The organism is Sphingomonas sp. OTU376 (genome assembly GCF_038440415.1).
Taxonomy (GTDB): Bacteria; Pseudomonadota; Alphaproteobacteria; order Sphingomonadales; family Sphingomonadaceae; genus Sphingomonas; species Sphingomonas kyeonggiensis_A.
The window spans coordinates 46,351-66,375 of record NZ_JASATQ010000003.1; the positions used below are offsets into that span (position 1 = coordinate 46,351).

Here is a 20,025-nt window from a genome sequence, read left to right on the forward strand (position 1 = left end):
AGCCCCCAGACCTGCACGGATTTGTAGGTCTGTGCGACGGAAAAGCAAAGCCGGGCGGATGGCGGTTGCGGCGCGGCGGCGGCTGTGGTGAGGGGAAGGCGATGAGTCTCCCCAGTCGCAGCTTCGCCGCCTTCCTGTTCGACATGGACGGGACGCTCGTGAACTCCATGGCGGTGGTCGATCGCGTCTGGCGCGCCTGGGCGGCCCGCCACGGCGTCGAGACCGATCCGTTGATGGCAGCACTCCACGGTGTCCGCGCGATCGAGACGATCCGCCGCTTCGCGCCCGCCGGCGTGGATGCCGAGGCCGAGACCGAAGCGCTGACCCAGGCCGAGATCGACGATATCGAGGGGCTGGCCGAAGTGGGCGGCGCCGCGGCCTTCCTGGCGCGGATCCCCGCCGGGCGCTGGGCACTGGTCACCTCGGCCCCGCGCGCGCTCGCGCTGCGCCGGCTGGAAGCCGCCGGCATTCCCCGGCCCGAGGTCGTCATCACCGCCGAGGATGTCGCGCACGGCAAGCCGGCGCCCGATTGCTTCCTGCTCGGGGCCGAGCGGCTTGGTGTCGAAATCGCCGATTGCCTGGTCTGGGAAGACAGCCTGGCCGGTCTGGCCGCCGCCGATGCCGCGGGGGCTGCCGCGGTGGTGGTCACCGAGACGCATCACGAGGTGATGGACACGCCGCACCCGCCACGAGTCGATTATCGCGGCCTCGACGTCGAGATCGATATGCATGGCTGGCTGAAGCTGGTCACACGCTAGTCCGCGGCGGGCGCCATGCTTGCAATGTAGGATTTCGCCCGCTCCATACTAGAGGATGCAAGCCGGCGCCTTTTCCCCTCTGGCACACCCTCGCCGCACGCCGCCGCACGGGGCCCGAAAACCACCCCCCGTACCATATGCTTCGTAAACTTCCGTGCGCTGCAGGGGGCCGGTATCGGCCTGGACCTGGTGCTGGCAAAGCCTCGCCTAGAAGGCGGCGCGGCGCAGGCGGTCGTTGATCGCCAGGCCGATGCCGCTGGCGGGGATCGGCGCCACGGCGATGGCGGGTGCGTCGCTCGCATCGGCGCGGTGGAGCGTGTCGAACAGGTTCGCGGCGGCTTCGGTGAGGTCACCGGTGGCGGAGAGAGTCTCGGTGCCGTGGATCGGGCCGAAGCCGATGAGGTACTCGCCGTTCTTCGCCTCGGTCGCGTTCAGCCGTACCGGCTTGGAGGGGGCGTAATGGCTGTCGAGCTGCCCCGGTGCGATGACGCCTTCACCGTTCCCCAGCGAAAGCCGAGGCCCAGGGTCTCCAGGCGAATCGCTCTCCAATCCGGGGCCCCGGCTTTCGCCGGGGAACAACTCCGCCTGGGTCAGGGGCCCGGGCCGCAGGATCTGATTGCCCATCACGATCGTCGATTCCACCCCCGCCGGGGTCGCACCGTCGTCGATCACCAACGGAATGCGCCCGGCCAGGCTCTTCGCGACGTGCTCGGCGCGGGTGGGGCTGATCGAGCCGCTGGCATTGGCCGAGGGCGCTGCGAGCGGCTTGCCCGACGCTTCGAGCAGCGCCTGCATCGCGCGATGGCGCGGCACCCGGATCGCGATCGTGTCGAGCCCGGCCGTGACCAGCGATGCGATCCCGGCGTCGGGGCGTACCGGCAACACCAGGGTCAGCGGCCCCGGCCAGAAGCGCGTCGCCAGGTCTCGCGCCTGCGGATCGAACACCGCGATACGCTCCGCGGCGGCGAGGTCCGGCACATGGACGATCAGCGGGTTGAAGCTCGGCCGACCCTTGGCCGCATAGATGCCCGCGACCGCGCGCGACTCGGTGGCGTCAGCGGCCAGGCCATAGACCGTCTCGGTCGGCACCGCGACGCATTCGCCGGCGCGAATCAGCGCCGCCGCCTCGGCGATCGCGGCCGTGCCGTAGGGTAAGATTCGCGGATTTGTCGGGCTCACTTTCGGCGAGCTATACGGCGCGAAACCAGACCACAAGAGAGGCTCTATGTTCACCCCCGCCACCGCCGATCAGCGCTTCGTGCTCGAGACCATCGTCCGACTGGGCGAGATCAGCGAGGAAGCCGCCGAAATGACCGATGCGGTGCTGGAGGGCGCGGGCCAGTTCGCCGCCGGCGAATGGGCGCCGCTCGAGCGGCTCGGCGACACCGACGGGCCGAAATGGACGCCCGAGGGCGTGAAGATGCCGGCCGGCTTCGCGGCGGCCTACCAGGCCTATGTCGAGGGCGGCTGGGGCACGATCGGTTCGCCGGCCGAGCATGGCGGCCAGGGGCTGCCGGTCAGCCTGTCGATCGCGGTTCTGGAGACGTTGGGCACCGCGAACATGGGCTTCGCGCTCGCCCCGATCCTGACGGTCGGCGCGGTCGAGGCGCTGATGCATCACGGCACGCCCGAGCAGCAGGCGCTCTACCTGCCGCATCTGTCGACCGGCACCTGGACGGGCACGATGAACCTGACCGAGCCGCAAGCGGGCAGCGATGTCGGCGCACTCAAGACCCGCGCCGAGCCGGTCGGCGACGGGACCTTCCGGATCAAGGGCACCAAGATCTTCATCAGCTTCGGCGACCACGACATGGCGGAGAACATCATCCATCTCGTGCTGGCCCGCACGCCGGGCGCCCCGGCCGGGACCAAGGGCATCTCGCTGTTCCTGGTGCCCAAATACCGCCTCAACGCGGACGGCACCCCGGGCGACTTCAACGACGTCCGCACTGTCTCGATCGAGCATAAGATGGGGCTGCATGCCTCGCCGACCTGCGTGCTCTCGTTCGGCGACAATGACGATTGCATCGGCGAGCTGGTCGGCCCCGAGCTGGGCGGCATCCGCGCGATGTTCACGATGATGAACAATGCGCGCCTCAATGTCGGCCTGCAGGGCGTGCAGGTCGCCGAGCGCGCCACCCAGCGCGCGGTCGCCTATGCCCGCGAGCGCGTGCAGGGCTATCGCGGCGGCGAACAGGTCGCGATCGTCGAGCATCCCGATGTCCGCCGCATGCTGTTGCGCATGAAGGCGCAGACCCAGGCGGCACGGGCTTTGGTCTACTATGCCTTCGGCCAGCTCGATCGCGCCCGTGCCGGCGATGCCGAGGCGGAGAAGCGTGTCGAGCTGCTCACCCCGCTCGCCAAGGCGCACGGCACCGATCTCGGCAACGAAGTCGCCAGCCTGGGCGTCCAGGTCCACGGCGGCATGGGCTATATCGAGGAGACCGGCGCGGCCCAGCATTTCCGCGACGCCCGGATCACACCGATCTACGAAGGCACCAACGGCATCCAGGCCGCCGATCTGGTCGGCCGCAAGCTGAGCATGGACAATGGCGGCACGCTGCTCGGCCTGATCGGGCAGATGCGCGGAGACGCCGAGGATACCGGCCTCGTCAACCTGATCGACGCCTGCGAGCAGGTCGCGCGCAACCTGCTGTCAAGCGAGGCGGATGACCGGCTGGCGGCGAGCTATCCGTTCCTGACGATGCTCTCAACCGCCGTGTGCGGCTGGCTGATGGAAGCGAGCGGGCGCGCGGCGGCGCGCAGCGAGGGCGATCCGGCGTTCCTCAAGATGAAGCAGGCGGCTTCGCGCTTCTATGTCGCGCAGATCGTGCCCGAGGCGCTGGGCCTGATGCCGGCGGCGATGGCCAAGGCGGAAATGCTCTACGCGATCGATGCCGAGGGCTTCGCCGCGTAGAGCTTCCCCCTTTTGAAGGGGCCAGCATAACAAAAGCCGGCGGGATGCCCGCCGGCTTTTACCGCCGAAACGGCTGGAATTACGCGGTTAGTTGTAGCGGTTGCCGCCCGGATCGGCGCGGAAGCCATTGTCGGCGCCGCCGCCCTGGCAGCGCTGGTCCTCGGGGTGCTTCTTGCAGAGCTTGCGCAGCTCCTTGCCTTCTCGCGCTTCCTTCTCGCGCATCTTGCGGCCGTAGTTGCGGTCGGCCTCGTCCTGGCTGGTCGTCGCCCAGTCGGCCGCCTGCGCACCGGCGCGGACCGGCATGGTGGCGACATCGACCACGGTCTTGGCGATGCAGCCGCCGCTCAGCAGCGGCAAGGCAATGATGATCGGCAGCAGAAACTTGCGCATAGAAAACCCTTATCCCCCCTTGTGCGCCCCCGCCGCAGCGTCGCGCGCCTCAACCCCAATATAGGGGAAATCGGTGAAGAAACCGTCCACGCCAAGCCCGATGAAATACAGGATCTCTTCTTTCAGGCGACCATGATCGGCCGGATTTGCGCCGGAACGGTAGCTGGGCAGGAGGAAGAAGTTCTCCGCCCGGAACGTCCAGGGATGGAGCTTGAGCCCCGCGGCATGCGCGTCGGCGATCAGCGTGGTCGCCGGGCCCGTGGCCGGCTGGATCATCGTAAGCTCCGGTCCGATGCCATAGGCATAAGCGGCAACTGCCTTGAGCCCCTCGGGCGTGATCATGGCCTTGTAGCTCGGCTGCGCGCCGTCCGCCGGCGCGCCCGCACCCGCCATCAGCTGGATCAGGCGGACCCTGGTCATCGCCTTGAGCTTCTTGAGGTTGTTCACCTCGAACGACTGGATGAACACCGGCGCATCGGCGCGGTCCCAGCCCGCCGCCTTGAGCTTCTCGACCAGCCGCTGCTCGAGCGGCAGCCCGATCGAAGCGAAATAGCTGGGGTGCTTGGTCTCGGGGTAGATGCCGATCGTCCGGCCGGTCTCCTTCGACGCCTTCTTGGCCAGCGCGATGACCTCGTCGAGCGTGGGCACTTCGGCCTGGCCATCGAACTTCGTGTTGTCCGGACGCAGCTTGGGCAGGCGCTCCTTGGCGCGCAGCGTCTTCAGCTCGGCGAGGGTGAAGTCCTCGGTGAACCAGCCGGTCATCGTCTCGCCGTCGATCGTCTTGGTCGCCTTGCGATCCGCGAACTCGGGATGGCTGGCGACGTCGGTGGTCTCGGTGATGTTGTTCTCGTGCCGGGCGACGAGCACGCCGTCCTTGGTCGGCACCAGGTCCGGCTCGATGAAATCCGCGCCCTGCTCGATCGCGCGCTGGTAAGAAAGCAGAGTGTGCTCGGGGCGCTCGCCCGAGGCGCCGCGATGCGCGATGACGATAGGCTTGTCGGTCTTCCCGTGCATGGCGTGATCCTGCCCCAGCGCGGCGCCCGGCACCACCATCATCAGCGACAAAGCGGCAATCAGCGATCTCGTCACGAAACTCTCCACTCGTTACGGGGTTGGGCCTAGGCTGCGGATGTGACGGTTACGAGGCGATATGGCGGATAATGACAGCGTGCTCGCGGCGGCACGCGCCTGGAGGGGCGAAAGGCTGGCGCTGGCCACCGTCGTATCGACCTGGGGGTCGGCACCGCGCCCGCGCGGCAGCCATATGCTCGTCCATGCGGACGGGCGGTTCGAGGGCTCCGTCTCTGGCGGCTGTGTCGAGACCGATATCCTGCAGGCCGCCGCCGAGGTGATCGCGGGGTCGCCCCCGGTGGTGAAGACCTATGGCGTCGCCGATCCTGCCGCCTGGGAAGTCGGGCTACCCTGTGGTGGCCAGATCTCGGTGCTGGTGCAGGCGGTCTCCGAGGCCGGCTTTCCCCCTGCCCTGTTCGACGCGATCGATGCGGCGCGGAGCCGGGGCGAGACGCTGGACGTCGGCACGGACCTGGCCAGCGGACTTTCGGCCGAGGGGCCGGGGGCGTTCGTCAACCGCTATGATCCGCCGCGCCGGCTGCTGATCGTCGGGGCGGTGCAGATCGCCCAGACGCTTGCCGGCCTTGCCCGCGAACTGGGCATCTCGACGACGGTCATCGATCCGCGCGGGAGATTTTTGACCGCTGAACGGTTTCCCGGGGTGATGCTCGACGACCGCTGGCCAGACGAAGCCGTGACCGCGCTGCAGCCGGATCCCGCCACCGCGGTGGTGACGCTCAGCCATGATCCCAAGATCGACGATGCCGCGCTCATCGCGGCCCTCCGTGCACCTACCGGCTACGTCGCCGCGCTCGGCTCGCGCCGCAGTCAGGCCGCGCGGCTGGAACGGCTTGCCGCGGCAGGAATTGCCCCCACCGATCTCGACCGTATCGAGGGGCCCGCCGGCCTCGACATCGGCGCGATCGGCCCGGCCGAGATCGCCCTTTCGATTGCCGCCGCCATGGTGAGGAGATTCCATGCTCAAGCCTGACCAGGTCGCCCTTATCCTGCTCGCCGCCGGCCGTTCGCGTCGCTTCAACGATGGCGACAAGCTCGCCGAGCCGTTCCTCGACAAGCCGCTGGCCTATCATGTCGTCACCGCGCTGGAGCGGGTGAACTTCTGCGCGCGGATCGCGGTGGTTTCGGACACCGAGCTCGACTTCGCCGCACTTGGCTATGACGTGGTCGAGAATCCCGATCCCTCGCTCGGCCAGGCGCGCTCGCTTTGCCTGGGGGTAGCGCGGGCGAAGGCGCTGGGCGCCGAGGCGGTGCTGGTGGCGCTTGCCGACATGCCGCGCGTCACCGCCGCGCATATCCGCCGGATGATGGACGCCGCCGACGGGCCCGCGACGATCGTCGCCTCGTCCGACGGTACCCAGCCAATGCCCCCCGCGCTGTTCGGCAAGGACATGTTCGATACGCTGCTCAAGCTCGAAGGCGACCAGGGCGCCCGCGACCTGATCCGGCGCGGCCGCCACGTGATCGCGCCGCCGGCCGAACTGGTCGACATCGACACGCAGGAAGACTTGCGCGAGCTGCGCGAACTCTACGGGCTGCGCACCGATGGGCTGCCCGAGCTCCCGCCCGCGCTCGTCATTCGTGACGAAGCGCGTCGATCGGATTGAGGCTCGCCGCGCGCCGCGCCGGGAAATAGCCGAACACCACGCCGATGATCGCCGAGATCGCGAAGGCGATCACGTTGATCTGCACGTCAAACAGGAAGGGCAGCGAGCCCAGCCACGACATCAGTGCGACGGCAAATTGCGCGATCAGCAGGCCGATCACGCCGCCCAGCATCGACAGCACCACCGCCTCGACCAGGAACTGCATCAGCACCTCGCTCGCCACCGCGCCGATGGCCAGGCGGATGCCGATCTCGCGCGTACGCTCGGTGACCGACACCAGCATGATGTTCATGATGCCGATGCCGCCGACGATCAGGCTGATCATCGCCACGGCGGCGACGATCTGGGTGAGCAGCGTGGTTGTGCCGGTCAGCGTCTGGCTGATCTGGGCGGTATCGAAAATGTTGAAATCGTCCTGCTTGCCGCCGGTGATGTTGCGCCGTTCACGCAGCAGATCGGTGATCGAGGACTGGATCTGCGCGCTGTCATAGGCCGGATCGGTGCCGACCAGCATGAGCCGGATATCGGTGCTGCCGGTGAAGCGGCGCTGGACCTGCTTGATCGGCATGATCACGACATCGTCCTGATCGCCGCCGAACCCGGCCTGTCCCTTGGTTTTGAGCACGCCGATCACGTCGCAGGAGATACCGTTTACGCGGATGCGCGAGCCGGTTGCCGCGCCACCGCGGAAGAGGTTGGTCTGGATCGTGGTGCCGATGATGCACACGGCCTTTCCGGCCTGCTCCTCCGCCCGGGTCCAGGTCCGCCCTTCGATCAGTGGCCAGGGCGATACTTCGAAATAGCCATTGGTGGTGCCGTTGACCGTCGTCGACCAGTTGGCACCGTTGTAGATCACCGTCGCGGTGGTCTGCGCTTGGGGCGCGACCGCAGTGACGCCGGCGACCTGGTCGCGTATCGCCGTGACGTCGGCCGGCTTGAAATCAGGTGGGCGCGGGCCGCCGCCGCCGCGGCCGAAACCCTGGCCGGGACGGATCTGAAGGATGTTGGTGCCGAGCGCAGAGATCTGCTGCTGCACCGCCGCCGTCGTCGCCTTGCCCAGCGTCACCATGGTGACCACCGCGGCGACGCCGATGATGATGCCGAGCGCCGTCAGGATCGAGCGCAGCTTGTGGCGCAGGATCGAGCGGATCGCGAGGACGAAGGTCGTGCCGAACATTATTCCGCCACCGCCTGACCTGCATGGTGATTGCTGTCGATCCGCTCGACCAGCCCGTCCTTGAAATGGACGATCGTGTGCGCGAACGCCGCCATGTCCGGCTCGTGCGTGACCATCAGCACGGTGATGCCGCTGGTCTTGTTGAGGTCGGTGAGCAGTTGCATGATCTCCACCGAACGCTCGGAATCGAGGTTGCCGGTCGGCTCGTCGGCGAGCAGCACGTCCGGGTTGGTGACGATCGCGCGGGCGATCGCGACGCGCTGCTGCTGGCCGCCGGAGAGCTCGGCGGGGGTATGGTCCCACCAGTCCTTCAGCCCGACCTTGTCCAGCGCCGCCATCGCCATCTCGCGGCGCTGCGCCTTGGGATCACCGCGATAGAGCAACGGCAGCTCGACATTCTCGAGCGCCGAAGTGCGCGCAAGCAGGTTGAAGCCCTGGAACACGAAGCCGAGATATTTCCGCCGCAACAGCGCGCGCTGGTCACGCTCCAGCTTCTCGACATGCACGCCCTTGAACAGGAACTCGCCCGCGGTCGGCACGTCGAGGCATCCCAGGATGTTCATCGTGGTCGACTTGCCGGAGCCCGAAGGCCCCATCACCGCGATGAAGTCTCCGGCGTTGATGTCGAGATCCACGCCCTTCAGCGCCTGGAATGCCGTCGGCCCCTCGCCAAAGGTCTTCACGATCCCGCGCAGCCGGATCAGCGGCGCATCACTGTCCGCCACGCTGGCCTCCGGCGCCCGAACCGCCCTGGCCGCCGCCCTGACGACGCTGCCCGCCCGAGCGGCGCGTGGCCGAGGCGCCATTGGCGAGCTGGCCGGTGATCACCTTGTCGCCGGGCTTGAGATTGCCGCCGGCGACCTCGGTGACGGTCCCGTCGGTGCTCCCCGTGGTCACGTCCACCGCCTGCGGCTTGCCGTCGGCGCCGAGGATGTAGACGGTCTTCTGGCCGCCACGATCGCTGCCCGTCGCGGTCTTCTGCTGGCCGCTATTGCCGCGTCGCGGACGGCTGGGAACCAGCGCGCCGGCAATGCCGCTGTTGGAACCGCCACTGCCCGCGCCCTGCCCTGCCGCGGTGGGCGTGAAGCGCAGCGCCGCATTGGGGACCAGCAGGACATTCTGGCGCGCCATGGTCACGATATCCGCCGTCGCCGTCATGCCTGGGCGGAGCTGCTCATCCGCATTGGAGACCGAAAGATCGGCGGCATAGGACACGACCTGGTTCGCGGTCGTGCTGGTGCTGGTCGAAGACGAGGAGCTGGCGTCCTGGACCGACAGGTTGGAGCCGACCTCCACCCGCGTGATCTTCGCCGGGAAGGTCTTGCCCGGGAAGGCATCGACCGTGAAGCTGGCGAGCTGCCCCTCGCGAACCTGGCCGACATCGGCCTCGTCGATCGCGACTTCCAGCTTCATCTGCGACAGGTCCTGCGCGATCACGAACAGGGTCGGCGTGTTGAACGAGGCGGCGACGGTCTGGCCCGGATCGACCTGGCGCGCGAGGATCACGCCGGTGACGGGGGAGCGGATGATCGCCCGGGTTCGCTGGGTCTGCGCCGAGGAAAGCTGCGCGCGTGCCGAGGTGACGTTGGCATTGGCGGCGTTGAGGTTGGCAAGTGCGCGATTGCGGTCGCCGATCGCGCTGTCCATTTCGGTCTTGGCCGGCACCTTGCCGCCCGAGAGCCGGCTGACTTCCTGATAGCGCGCCAGGGTGGCGTTGCTCTGCTGCAGCGTCGCCTTGGCCTGGCCGACCGCGGCGATGTTCGCCGCCAGCGTCGCCTCGGCCTGCTTGACCTGGTCGTCGAACTGCGAGGGGTCGATCAGCGCCAGCGGCTGGCCGGCGGTTACGCGGTCGTTCACGTCCGCCAGCACCTTGATGACCTGGCCCGAAAGCTGCGAGCCGACGGTCACCTGGTTGGTCGGCGCCAGCTTGCCGGTGGCCGAGACCGTGACGGTCAGGTTGCCGCGCGCGACATCGTCGGTCGCGTATTTCACTTCTTCCTTGCCGCCGAGGAAATGCCAGAGCAGCAGCACAACGAGCAGCGCGCCAAGGCCGATCAGCCCCCATTTGAGCCAGCGCCGCCACCACGGGCGCGGGGGCGTGCCGAGAAAGGCGTCGAGATTCTGGTGGGGATCAGTTGCCATTCGTCGTGCCGCCTGTCGTGGAAGTCGTGGAGACGCTGGGGGTGGTGCTGGCATCCCAGCCTCCACCCAGCGCCTGATAGAGCTGGATCAGCGCAGTCGATTCATCCGACCGGGCCGAGACCAGGCCGTTCTTCGCCGAGATCAGCGAGGACTCGGCCTGGTTTAGCGTGGTGAAATCGGTGAGGCCCGAGCGATACTGCATGCGGGCAAGCAGCGCCTGGTTGTTCGCCGCATCGAGCGCGACGGCGAATTCCTGCTCGCGGCGCTGCGCCGTCTGCATCGCGACAATCGCGTTCTCGATATCCTCGAGGCTGGTCAGCACGGTCGACTTGTAGGCGAGGAAGGCGCCGTCCGCCGCCGCCTCTGCCGAACGTACCTGGCTGCGCCGCGTGCCGCCGTCGAAGATGGTCTGGGCGATATTGCCGAACAACCGCCCGGTGATCACATCGAACAGCGAGGACAGCGCGCTGCTGCCCGAATCGATGCTGCCGCCGATCGACAGCGAAGGATAGAGCTGGGCGGTGGCGACGCCGATATTGGCGCTGGCCGCGGCGAGGTTGCGCTCGGCCGCGCGGACATCGGGACGCTGGCGCAGCGTGTCCGCGGGAATGCCGGCCGCGACTTCCGCCGGCCCCTTGGGGATCGGCTTCACCGCTTCCATCTCGGCCTTGAGCGCGCCGGGTGCCTGGCCGGTGAGCACGCCGAGCCGCGATACCGCGCTGTTGTAGCTTGCCTCCAGCGTCGGGATCGTCGCGGCGAGCTGCGCGCGGCTGGCGCGCGCCTGTTCCTGGTCGACCGAGGAGACGAGACCGGCCTGGACGCGCCAGCCGGCGATCTCGAGATTGTCGTCCGCGATGCCCAGGCTATCGCGGGCATTGGCGATCTGCGCCTGCGCCACCCGGGCGAGCACATAGTTGCGCGCCGTCTCGGCCTCGACCGAGATCAGCACCGTCGCATAGTCGAACCCGCTCGCTTCATAGGCGGCCCGCGCATTCTCGACGCCGCGCCGTACCCCGCCGAACAGGTCGACCTGATAATTGGCATCGCCGCCGATCGTGTAGCTGGTGCTGCCGCCCTGCGAGATGCTGGTGACGGTACCATCCGGCAGGGTGGTCGTCCGCGTGCCGCCGCGCAGCGACTCGCTGTGCGAGACCCCGCCAGAGGCGCTGAGACTGGGCAAGAGGTTCGCGCGCTGCTGAACGAGCCCTTCGCGAGCCTGGCGCAGCCGGACGACCGCTTGCGCTACATCCAGGTTGGCGGCCTGGGCGCGCTGGACGAGGCTGCCGAGCATCGGATCGTCGAAGCGCGTCCACCACTGGCTGAGGTCTTCCCGCGCCTTTTGCTCGGCGGAGACCGACCAGGCATCGGGAACGCCAAGCTCGGACGCCGCGCGCGGATGATAGTCCGGGCCCACCGCACAGGCGGCAAGCGGCAGGGCGAGCAACAGGCTCAGGGTCAGCGGACGGTTTGCCATGGCACTCTAGATGTTTCCGAAGCCGTTTCGGTTCCAGAAGAATATTGTCGCAATATGTCGCGGGTCATGCCGGATCATGCGCGGAATGGAGATTCTGCGCTTGGCGTGGCGCCTTCGCTTCGGCAGAGAGGCGCCAAATCAAAACGAGGAGCCGCAGCGATGAGCGATACCGTCAGCGTACACCCCGTGCCCGAGAGCTGGGCGCGCACCGCTCGGGTGGATGCTGCGGGCTATGAGAAGCTCTACGGCATGAGCCTGGCCGATCCCGGCAGCTTCTGGCTGGAGCAGGCGCGCCGGCTCGACTGGATCAAGCGCCCCGAGATCGCCGGCGACTGGTCATTCGACGAGGCCGATTTCCGGATCAACTGGTTCGCCGACGGCAAGCTCAACGTCGCCGCCAACTGCGTCGACCGCCACCTCGCCAAGCGCGGCGACACGATCGCGATCATCTGGGAACCGGACGCGCCGGACGAGGAGCCCAGGCGCTTCACCTATCGCCAGCTCCATGCCGAAGTCTGCCGCTTCGCCAATGTGCTCAAGGCGCAGGGCGTCAGGAAGGGCGACCGCGTCACCATCTACATGCCGATGATCCCCGAGGCGGCGTTCGCGCTACTCGCCTGCGCGCGGATCGGCGCGATCCATTCGGTGGTGTTCGGCGGCTTCTCGCCGGAGGCACTGGCGGGCCGGATCACCGATTGCGATTCCAGCGTGGTGATCACCGCCGACGAAGGCCGGCGCGGCGGCAAGAAGGTACCGCTCAAGACCAATGTCGATGCGGCCGCGGCGCATGTCAGCTGCCTCGAAAAGGTCATCGTGGTGAAGGCCACCGGCGGCGACATCCCGATGCAGGAAGGCCGCGACCTCTGGTATCACGAGGCCGCCGCCGAAGTTCCCGCCGACTGCCCGGCCGAGCCGATGGGCGCCGAGGACCCGCTGTTCATCCTCTACACCTCGGGATCGACCGGCAAGCCCAAGGGCGTGCTGCACTCTTCGGGCGGCTATCTGCTCTGGGCGAGCCTGACGCACGAACTGGTGTTCGATTACCGGCCCGGCCAGATCTATTGGTGCGCGGCGGACATCGGCTGGGTCACGGGCCATAGCTATATCGTCTACGGCCCGCTGGCGAACGGCGGCACCACGCTGATGTATGAGGGCGTGCCCAACTGGCCCGATGCCAGCCGCATCTGGCAGGTGGTCGACCGCCACAAGGTCGAGATCCTCTACACCGCGCCCACGGCGCTGCGTGCGCTGATGAAGGAGGGTGACAGCTACGTCACCAGCACCTCGCGCAAGTCGCTGCGGCTGCTCGGCTCGGTCGGCGAGCCGATCAACCCCGAGGCCTGGCGCTGGTACTATGATGTCGTCGGCGAGGGGCGCTGCCCGATCGTCGATACCTGGTGGCAGACCGAGACCGGCGGCCAGATGATCACCCCGCTGCCCGGCGCCACCCCGCTCAAGCCGGGCTCGGCGACCAAGCCCTTCCCCGGTGTCGATCCCCAGGTGGTCGATGCCGACGGCAATGTCCTGCATGGCGCGACCGAGGGCAATCTGGTCATCGCGCGCAGCTGGCCGGGCCAGATGCGCACCGTCTGGGGCGATCACGAGCGTTTCTTCCAGACCTATTTCAGCACCTATCGCGGCAAGTATTTCACCGGCGACGGCTGCCGCCGCGACGAGGATGGCTATTACTGGATCACTGGCCGGGTCGACGACGTCATCAACGTCTCGGGTCACCGCATGGGCACCGCCGAGGTGGAGAGTGCGCTGGTGCTCCACCCCAAGGTGGCCGAGGCCGCGGTGGTCGGCATGCCGCACGACATCAAGGGCCAGGGCATCTATGCCTATGTCACCCTCAATGCGAACTGCCAGGCCGACGACGCGCTGCGCGCCGAGCTGATCAAATGGGTCCGCGCCGAGATCGGCCCGATCGCGACCCCCGATGCGCTCCAGTTCGCGCCGGGCCTGCCCAAGACCCGCTCGGGCAAGATCATGCGCCGCATCCTGCGCAAGATCGCCGAGGGCGACGTCTCGTCGCTGGGCGATACCTCGACGCTCGCCGATCCGAGCGTTGTTGACGACCTGGTGAAGAACCGGGTGGGATGAGCGCGGATCGCATCCAGATCATCGAGGGGGACATTACCCGGCTCGAGGTGGATGCGATCGTCAACGCTGCCAATTCGTCGCTGCTCGGCGGCGGCGGAGTGGACGGCGCGATCCACCGCGCCGCCGGGCCGGAACTGCTCGACGAATGCCGCAAGCTCCGCTCGCTCGGCGGGTGCAAGACCGGCGATGCCAAACTGACCAAAGGCTATCGCCTGCCGGCCGGGCACATCATCCATACCGTCGGGCCGGTCTGGCAGGGCGGCGGCAAGGGCGAGCCCGAGCTGCTCGCCAGCTGCTATCGCCGCTGCTTCGAGATCGCCCGCGCCGAGAGCTTCCGCACCCTCGCCTTCCCGGCGATCAGCTGCGGCGTCTATGGCTATCCGGTCGAGGCCGCGACCGGGATCGCGGTGGCCGAGACCCGCAGGGCGCTGGCCGAGAACCCCGATCTCCGGTTGATCTTCGCGACCTTCGGCGCCGAAATCACCGCCGCCTACAGACAAGAATTGTAACCCGAATCCCGTTGCGAGCGTTACTACCCGGCGTTACACTCGCCTAATACAGTCTTACGGGGGAATCCGCATAATGAAGATGAGCAACTGGGTGCGTCTGGCCGCCGGCGTGGCGCTGGTCGCCGTTTCGCCGGCGATCGCGCAGACCGCCAAGCCGGCGCCGCGCTATGGCAGCTTCGGCGTCGACCTGTCCGCGCAGAAGCCGAGCGTGAAGCCGGGCGACGATTTCTGGAGCTTCGCGAACGGGGGCTGGAACGACCGCACCGAGATCGCCGCCGACCGCGCCTCGGCCGGCTTCGGCACCCAGCTCTCGATCGAGGCGGAAGCGAATGTCCGCGCGATTCTCGACGACATGGCGAAGAACCCGTCGGCCTATGGCGCCAGCGGCAAGCAGGTCGGCGACTTCTACGCCAGCTGGATGGACGAGGCCGCGATCGAGAAGGCCGGCACCGCGCCGCTCAAGCCCTATCTCGCCACGATCGCCGGGGTGAAGGACCTCGACGCGCTGCAGGTGCTGTTCGCCACCACCGGCTATGCCTCGCCCGTCGAGCTCGGCATCATCCCCGACCTCGCCGACCCGACCCATTACACCGCGGTCACCGGCCAGGGCGGCCTGGGCATGCCGCGCGACTATTACCTGCTGGAAGGCGCCAAGTATGACGCGTTCCGCACCGCCTATCGCGCCTATGTCCAGAAGATCCAGGAGCTGGCCGGCATCCCGGATGCCGCCGCCAAGGCCGATGCGATCATCGCGCTCGAGACCGCGATGGCCAAGGTCCAGTGGTCGCCGGCCGAGAGCCGCGACATCGCCAAGCTCAACGATCCGCAGACGCTGGCCGGGCTCAAGGCCAAGGCGCCGGACTTCAACTGGGCGCTGATGCTCAAGACCGCCGGGCTCGAGAGCTCGCCTTCGGTGCTGATGACGCAGAACACCGCCGTCACCGCGCTCGGCAAGCTGATGACCGCGACGCCGCTCGCCACCTGGAAGGACTATGTCGCCTATCGCTTCGTCAGCGATCATGCGCAGTTCCTGCCCAAGGTCTTCGACGACACCCGCTTCGGCTTCTATTCGCAGACCCTGTCGGGCGTGAAGGTGCAGCGCGAGCGCTGGAAGCGCGGCATCCAGCTGGTCAATGGCGCGCTCGGCGAAGCGGTCGGCGCAATCTATGTCGCCAAGTATTTCCCGCCGGCGGCCGAGAAGCAGATGGCCGAGCTGATCGAGAACCTGCGCGGCGCATACAAGGACCGCATCACCGCCTCGACCTGGATGGACGACGCGACCAAGCAGAAGGCACTGGCCAAGCTCGCCGCCTTCGAGCCGCGCATCGGCCACCCGGACAAGTATATCGACTATTCGTCGTTCAAGGTCGTCCGCGGCGACCTGCTCGGCAATGCGATGCGCTCGGGCGAGTTCCAGCACCAGCTCGAACTGTCGCGCTTCGGCAAGCCGGTCGATCGCACGCTGTGGGACATGACCCCGCAGACGGTGAACGCCTATTACAACCCGCTGTCGAACCAGATCACCTTCCCGGCCGCGATCCTGCAGCCGCCCTTCTTCGATCCCAATGCCGATCCGGCGGTGAACTATGGCGCGATCGGCGCGATCATCGGCCATGAGATGGGCCATGGGTTCGACGACCAGGGCAGCCAGTTCGGCCCGACCGGCAAGTTCGAGAACTGGTGGACCGACAGCGCCAAGAAGGCGTTCGGCGAGCGCACCGCCGCGCTGGTCGCCCAGTATGACGGCTATGAGGCTGTTCCCGGCACCAAGATCCAGGGCAAGCTGACGCTCGGTGAGAATATCGGCGACCTTGGCGGCGTCGAGGCAGCCTATGGCGCGTTCCAGAAGTACCAGGCCGAGCATGGCAAGGCCCCGGTGATCGGCGGGCTGACCGGCGACCAGCGCTTCTTCCTGTCCTATGCCCAGGCCTGGCAGACCAAGCTGCGCGAGGACACCGCCCGCCAGTACGCGCTGATCGATCCGCACTCGCCGGCCAAGTTCCGCGTCAACGGCATCGTCCGCAATGTCGACGCCTGGTACAAGGCGTTCAACATCCAGCCGGGCGACGCGCTCTATCTCGCGCCCGAGCAGCGCGTGCATATCTGGTAAGCCTTTCCGGTCTTACCGACACGAAGCGGCCCGGCAGCGATGCCGGGCCGTTTTCGTTTCCGGCATTGCCAGCCGGGCCCGGCAAGCGCCAAAGGGGCACATGACTCCACGCGAACTCATCGATACCGCGATCGTCCCCGGCGGGGGCGAGGCGCTGCGCCTGTTCCGGCGCGGCGGCGACTTCATGATCGTGCTCGATCGCAACGAGCTGATGTCGAGCCGGATGAGCGGTTCGGAGGAAGCGCTGGCAACGATGACCTGCGAGCGGCTGAAGACGAAGGCGCCGCATCTGCTGATCGGCGGATATGGCATGGGCTTCACCCTGCGCGCGGCCCAGCAGGTGCTGGGGCCGGACGCGAAACTGACCATCGCCGAGCTGGTGCCAGAGATCATCGAATGGGCGAAGGGCCCGATGGCCGAGCTGGCCGCGGGCTGCCTCGACGATCCCCGCGTCGAAGTGGTGCTCGACGATGTCGCCGCGGTGATCGGCCGGGCGCGCGCGACCTATGACGCGATCCTGCTCGACGTCGACAACGGCCCGGACGGACTGACCCGCGATGCCAATGACCGGCTCTATTCGCCGCGCGGGCTGCAGAAGCAATGGGAAGCGCTAAAGCCCGGCGGCGTGCTGGCGGTGTGGTCGGCCGCGCCCGACAATGCCTTTGCCCGGCGAATGAAGGAAACCGGCTTCCAGGTGGAGGAAGTCGGCGTGCGGGCGCGCAGCAACGGCAAGGGTCCGCGGCACGTGATCTGGTTCGGGCGGAAGAGCTGATTGCACAAATTGCAATCCACACCCTGATTCATTGCAGTTGCAGAAAGCGCATGTCCCAACCATTTCCGTCTATGTTGCATTGCAGCAAGCAGTTGCACGTAGAAGGGTTTTCCGATGTTCTCGCTTATCTCGCTCTTCCTCGCCGCACGTCGCCCGGTGATGTTTGCGGTGCCGGCACCGGTTGCCGCCGCCCCGGTTGAGGAAACGGTCGAGCTGCGCCTCGCCGCCTGATCCGGCGCCGCGCACGACCGAAAGAGGGGGAGCCGCCGCGCTCCCCTTTTTTATGCCTGTCGTTGGCGGGGTAGCCGCCCAACAAAAAGGCCGGCGCTTTCGCGGCCGGCCTTTCCGTCATCTGCAACGCGGCATCGCTTACTTCACGCCGTGCATCCAGTATTTCAGCGGCCAGCTCAGCAGCAGGAGCAGCACGCCGAGGATGATCGCGGCGATCGAGATCGTCGTGAACACCTTTACATAGACATCGAGGCTGACCTTGAGATTGGTCACCTGACCACCGACCGTGTCGACGCTGGCGAACTGCGCGATCACGCCGGCGACGTACTGCGCCACCGAGATCGACAGGAACCACACGCCCATCATCAGGCCGACGATGCGCGCGATCGAGAGCTTGGTGATCATCGACAGGCCCACCGGCGAGATGCACAGCTCGGCCGCCGAGTGGATGAAGTAGAGGCCGGCCAGCCACCAGATGCTCACCTTGAAGCCGGCATCGGCATAGGCCGCGCCCCAGACCAGCAGCAGGAAGCCCGCCGCAACGCCGATCAGCGCGATGCCGAACTTGACCGGGATCGACGGCTCGAGCCCGCGCTTGGCCAGCGCGCCCCACATAATCGACATGAACGGTGCGAGCAGCACGATGAAGGCGGCGTTGAAGAACTGGGTCTGGCCGGCGGTGATCGTGAACAGGCCGAAGACCGAGAGGTCGGTGTTGCGGTCGGCGAACAGGGTGAGCGACGAGCCCGCCTGCTCGAACAGCGTCCAGAACACGACGTTGAAGACGATCAGCACCATCGCGGCGAGCATCATCTGGAACTCGGTCCTGCTGCCGGCGACGAACGACCAGATCAGGATCGCCGGCACGCCGAGCAGGAACGAGCCGAACAGCAGCTTGCCCATCAACGGCAGCGAGGCGACATAGCCGAGGAAGCCCGAGCCCTCGGCCGGCGCGGCCGAATGCATCAGGTTGACGTAGAGCAGGTAGAAGAGCGGCACGACGCACAGCGCCGCCGCATAGATGATCCACTGCTGCGAATTGACCTTGGGCCTGGCCGGGGGCTCGCCATAGCCGTTGAGCTTGCCGCCGTTGAACTGGATCAGCGCCCAGGAGATCATCATGCCGATCGCGGCGAGGCCGAAGCCCCAGCTCCAGCCATAGGCCACGGCCAGCCAGGGGCAGAGGATCTGCGAGAAGAGCGAGCCGGTGTTGATGCCCATGTAGAAGATGGTGAAGCCGCTGTCGCGGCGCCGGTCGCCCTGCTCGTAGAGCTCGCCGACCATGGTGGAGATGTTGGGCTTGAAGAAGCCGTTGCCCACCGAGACCATCGACAGCGCGATGAGCAGCACCATCACATAGAGCGGGCTGCGGTCCGCGTTCGACTCGAACTTGCCCTTCTCGACCTTGCGCTCGACGGCGCCGGCATTGAGCAGGTCGACGCTGCCGTCGTCATTGCCCTTGATCTCGAGCTTCTTGCCGCCATCGACGACATAGCGGACTTCCTTGTCCGCCTGCTTCTCGATCGACACTTCGTAGCGCTGGCCGTCGATCGTCGCATAGGGCGTCGCCGTCGGGCCGCCGAAGCAGAGGATGGCATAGCCGAGTGACATGATGATCGCGCCGAACTTCACGGCGCGCTTCGAGCCGAGATACTGGTCCGCCAGATAGCCGCCGACCAGCGGAGTGAGGTAGACCAGCGCGGTGAACCCGCCATAGATGCCCGTCGCCTCGCGGTCGCCGAACATGAAATGCTGCGTCAGGTAGAGCGTGAGCAGCGCGCGCATGCCGTAATAGCCGAAGCGTTCCCACATCTCGGTGGTGAACAGGCGCGCCAGCTGGCGGGGATGCCCGAACCACGTCGCTTCCTTCGCAGGATTGACGTGGGTGATGTCCGGCTCTGCCGGACTATCGGCGGTTGGAGTGTCTACCATGCGGTGTAATGCCCTTTGAAATCGGTTCCGGGCTCATGGGCCCGGCGCATGGGCGGCCAAACTAGACGGAATGAAGCCGCTGTAAAGCATGCGCGATTCTGCGCAGCATGGCGCCCCGACCCGCCATCCGGCGAAAGCCGGGGATCGCTTCCGATCGGTCGCCAGCTTGGCGACGCGGCCCTCGCACCCTAGATGCCCGGCATGACCTTCAACGACACCACTTCCCCGCTCGCACTGCTCCGCACCCGCCGCTCCGGCAAGCCGCGTGACCTGGGCGCACCCGGCCCCAGCCCCGAGCAGCTCGACGAAATGATCGCGATCGCCGCGCGCACCCCCGACCATGGCAAGCTCTTCCCCTGGCGTTTCGTCGTGGTGCCGGACGAGGCCCGCGCCGCGCTCGGCGAGAAGCTTGCGGCGATACTGCGCAGCGAGAAGGAGGGCTGCACCGAGCGTGACGAGGAAGCGGCGATCCAGTTCGCCACCCAGGCGCCGGCGCTGGTGGTGGTGCTTTCCGCGCCGGTGCTGCCGCACAAGATCCCCGTGTGGGAGCAGGAGCTCTCTGCCGGCGCCGCCTGCATGAACCTGCTCCATGCCGCGCACGCCATGGGATTTGCCGGCGGCTGGCTTACCGGTTGGGCCGCCTATTCGGACGCTGTGCGCGATCTGTTCGGCGGCGAAGGCCAGAAGATCGCCGGATTCGTCTTCATCGGAACCCCGGAGCGGCCGCTGGAGGAGCGCCCCCGCCCCGAATTGTCCAAAATCGCACATAGGTGGAATCCCGGGTATGGACCTGCCGCCTAATTGGTGTATTATA

17 protein-coding genes are annotated in these 20,025 nt (G+C 67.3%); 9 read left to right on the forward strand and 8 right to left on the reverse strand.

Translation table 11 applies throughout. The annotated features are described in order from the left end of the window. Positions 1 to 101: 101 nt before the first annotated feature. Positions 102 to 758, forward strand: coding sequence for an HAD-IA family hydrolase (locus AAHM44_RS02215; RefSeq protein ID WP_342248867.1), 657 nt, complete (start codon positions 102 to 104; stop codon positions 756 to 758). Between the two features lie 207 nt (positions 759 to 965). On the opposite strand, the gene AAHM44_RS02220 is transcribed toward AAHM44_RS02215, so the two are convergent. Next, complete coding sequence (locus AAHM44_RS02220) at positions 966 to 1,937, reverse strand: L-threonylcarbamoyladenylate synthase (RefSeq protein ID WP_342248868.1); 972 nt, start codon at positions 1,935 to 1,937, stop codon at positions 966 to 968. Positions 1,938 to 1,983: 46 nt separating this feature from the next. On the opposite strand from AAHM44_RS02220, the gene AAHM44_RS02225 reads away from it, so the two are divergent. Beyond that, complete coding sequence (locus tag AAHM44_RS02225) at positions 1,984 to 3,675, forward strand: acyl-CoA dehydrogenase (protein ID WP_342248869.1); 1,692 nt, start codon at positions 1,984 to 1,986, stop codon at positions 3,673 to 3,675. Between the two features lie 87 nt (positions 3,676 to 3,762). Here the strand turns inward: AAHM44_RS02225 and AAHM44_RS02230 are convergent, their stop codons facing one another. After that, a complete protein-coding gene (locus AAHM44_RS02230; RefSeq protein ID WP_342248870.1) occupies positions 3,763 to 4,065 on the reverse strand; it encodes a hypothetical protein in 303 nt (100 codons plus the stop codon). Positions 4,066 to 4,074: 9 nt separating this feature from the next. After that, positions 4,075 to 5,118 (reverse strand): glycerophosphodiester phosphodiesterase, encoded by a 1,044-nt coding sequence (locus AAHM44_RS02235; protein ID WP_446745942.1) that lies wholly within the window; start codon positions 5,116 to 5,118, stop codon positions 4,075 to 4,077. Positions 5,119 to 5,215: 97 nt separating this feature from the next. On the opposite strand from AAHM44_RS02235, the gene AAHM44_RS02240 reads away from it, so the two are divergent. Then, the gene (locus AAHM44_RS02240; RefSeq protein WP_342248871.1) at positions 5,216 to 6,127 is read left to right on the forward strand and encodes an XdhC family protein; all 912 of its coding nucleotides are present in this window, start codon (positions 5,216 to 5,218) and stop codon (positions 6,125 to 6,127) included. Continuing rightward, entirely contained in the window at positions 6,114 to 6,761 is a 648-nt protein-coding gene (locus tag AAHM44_RS02245) for a nucleotidyltransferase family protein (RefSeq protein ID WP_269573765.1), read from the forward strand. The genes AAHM44_RS02240 and AAHM44_RS02245 overlap by 14 nt, the downstream gene beginning before the upstream one ends. Here the strand turns inward: AAHM44_RS02245 and AAHM44_RS02250 are convergent. The 4 genes from AAHM44_RS02250 to AAHM44_RS02265 are packed head-to-tail and all read right to left on the reverse strand — an operon-like array spanning position 6,730 to position 11,554. Next, positions 6,730 to 7,938, reverse strand: a complete 1,209-nt coding sequence (locus AAHM44_RS02250; RefSeq protein ID WP_269573764.1) for an ABC transporter permease — start codon at positions 7,936 to 7,938, stop codon at positions 6,730 to 6,732. The genes AAHM44_RS02245 and AAHM44_RS02250 overlap by 32 nt on opposite strands. Next, positions 7,938 to 8,744 carry an ABC transporter ATP-binding protein gene (locus AAHM44_RS02255; RefSeq protein ID WP_446745939.1) on the reverse strand — a complete coding sequence of 269 codons (807 nt, stop codon included), beginning with the start codon at positions 8,742 to 8,744 and terminating at the stop codon, positions 7,938 to 7,940. The genes AAHM44_RS02250 and AAHM44_RS02255 overlap by 1 nt, the downstream gene beginning before the upstream one ends. Then, positions 8,650 to 10,080: an efflux RND transporter periplasmic adaptor subunit gene (locus AAHM44_RS02260; RefSeq protein WP_342248873.1), complete on the reverse strand. Its 1,431-nt coding sequence runs from the start codon at positions 10,078 to 10,080 to the stop codon at positions 8,650 to 8,652. The genes AAHM44_RS02255 and AAHM44_RS02260 overlap by 95 nt, the downstream gene beginning before the upstream one ends. Continuing rightward, complete coding sequence (locus AAHM44_RS02265; protein ID WP_342248874.1) at positions 10,070 to 11,554, reverse strand: efflux transporter outer membrane subunit; 1,485 nt, start codon at positions 11,552 to 11,554, stop codon at positions 10,070 to 10,072. The genes AAHM44_RS02260 and AAHM44_RS02265 overlap by 11 nt, the downstream gene beginning before the upstream one ends. Before the next feature lie 159 nt (positions 11,555 to 11,713). On the opposite strand from AAHM44_RS02265, the gene acs reads away from it, so the two are divergent. The 4 genes from acs to AAHM44_RS02285 all read left to right on the forward strand — a co-directional run bounded on the left by acs (position 11,714) and on the right by AAHM44_RS02285 (position 17,048). Then, entirely contained in the window at positions 11,714 to 13,657 is a 1,944-nt protein-coding gene (gene acs, locus AAHM44_RS02270; protein ID WP_342248875.1) for an acetate--CoA ligase, read from the forward strand. Next, positions 13,654 to 14,166 carry an O-acetyl-ADP-ribose deacetylase gene (locus tag AAHM44_RS02275; RefSeq protein WP_342248876.1) on the forward strand — a complete coding sequence of 171 codons (513 nt, stop codon included), beginning with the start codon at positions 13,654 to 13,656 and terminating at the stop codon, positions 14,164 to 14,166. Before acs ends, AAHM44_RS02275 begins: the two co-directional genes overlap by 4 nt. A gap of 73 nt (positions 14,167 to 14,239) precedes the next feature. After that, complete coding sequence (locus AAHM44_RS02280) at positions 14,240 to 16,276, forward strand: M13 family metallopeptidase (protein ID WP_342248877.1); 2,037 nt, start codon at positions 14,240 to 14,242, stop codon at positions 16,274 to 16,276. Positions 16,277 to 16,376: 100 nt separating this feature from the next. Further along, positions 16,377 to 17,048, forward strand: coding sequence for a spermidine synthase (locus AAHM44_RS02285; RefSeq protein WP_269573757.1), 672 nt, complete (start codon positions 16,377 to 16,379; stop codon positions 17,046 to 17,048). Between the two features lie 369 nt (positions 17,049 to 17,417). Here AAHM44_RS02285 and AAHM44_RS02290 read toward each other — a convergent pair whose 3' ends face one another. Beyond that, positions 17,418 to 19,211 (reverse strand): peptide MFS transporter, encoded by a 1,794-nt coding sequence (locus tag AAHM44_RS02290; protein ID WP_342248878.1) that lies wholly within the window; start codon positions 19,209 to 19,211, stop codon positions 17,418 to 17,420. A 201-nt stretch (positions 19,212 to 19,412) separates the two neighbouring features. On the opposite strand from AAHM44_RS02290, the gene AAHM44_RS02295 reads away from it, so the two are divergent. Then, on the forward strand, positions 19,413 to 20,012 hold the full coding sequence (locus AAHM44_RS02295) for a nitroreductase family protein (RefSeq protein ID WP_342248879.1): 600 nt from the start codon (positions 19,413 to 19,415) through the stop codon (positions 20,010 to 20,012). The last annotated feature ends 13 nt before the right edge of the window (positions 20,013 to 20,025 follow it).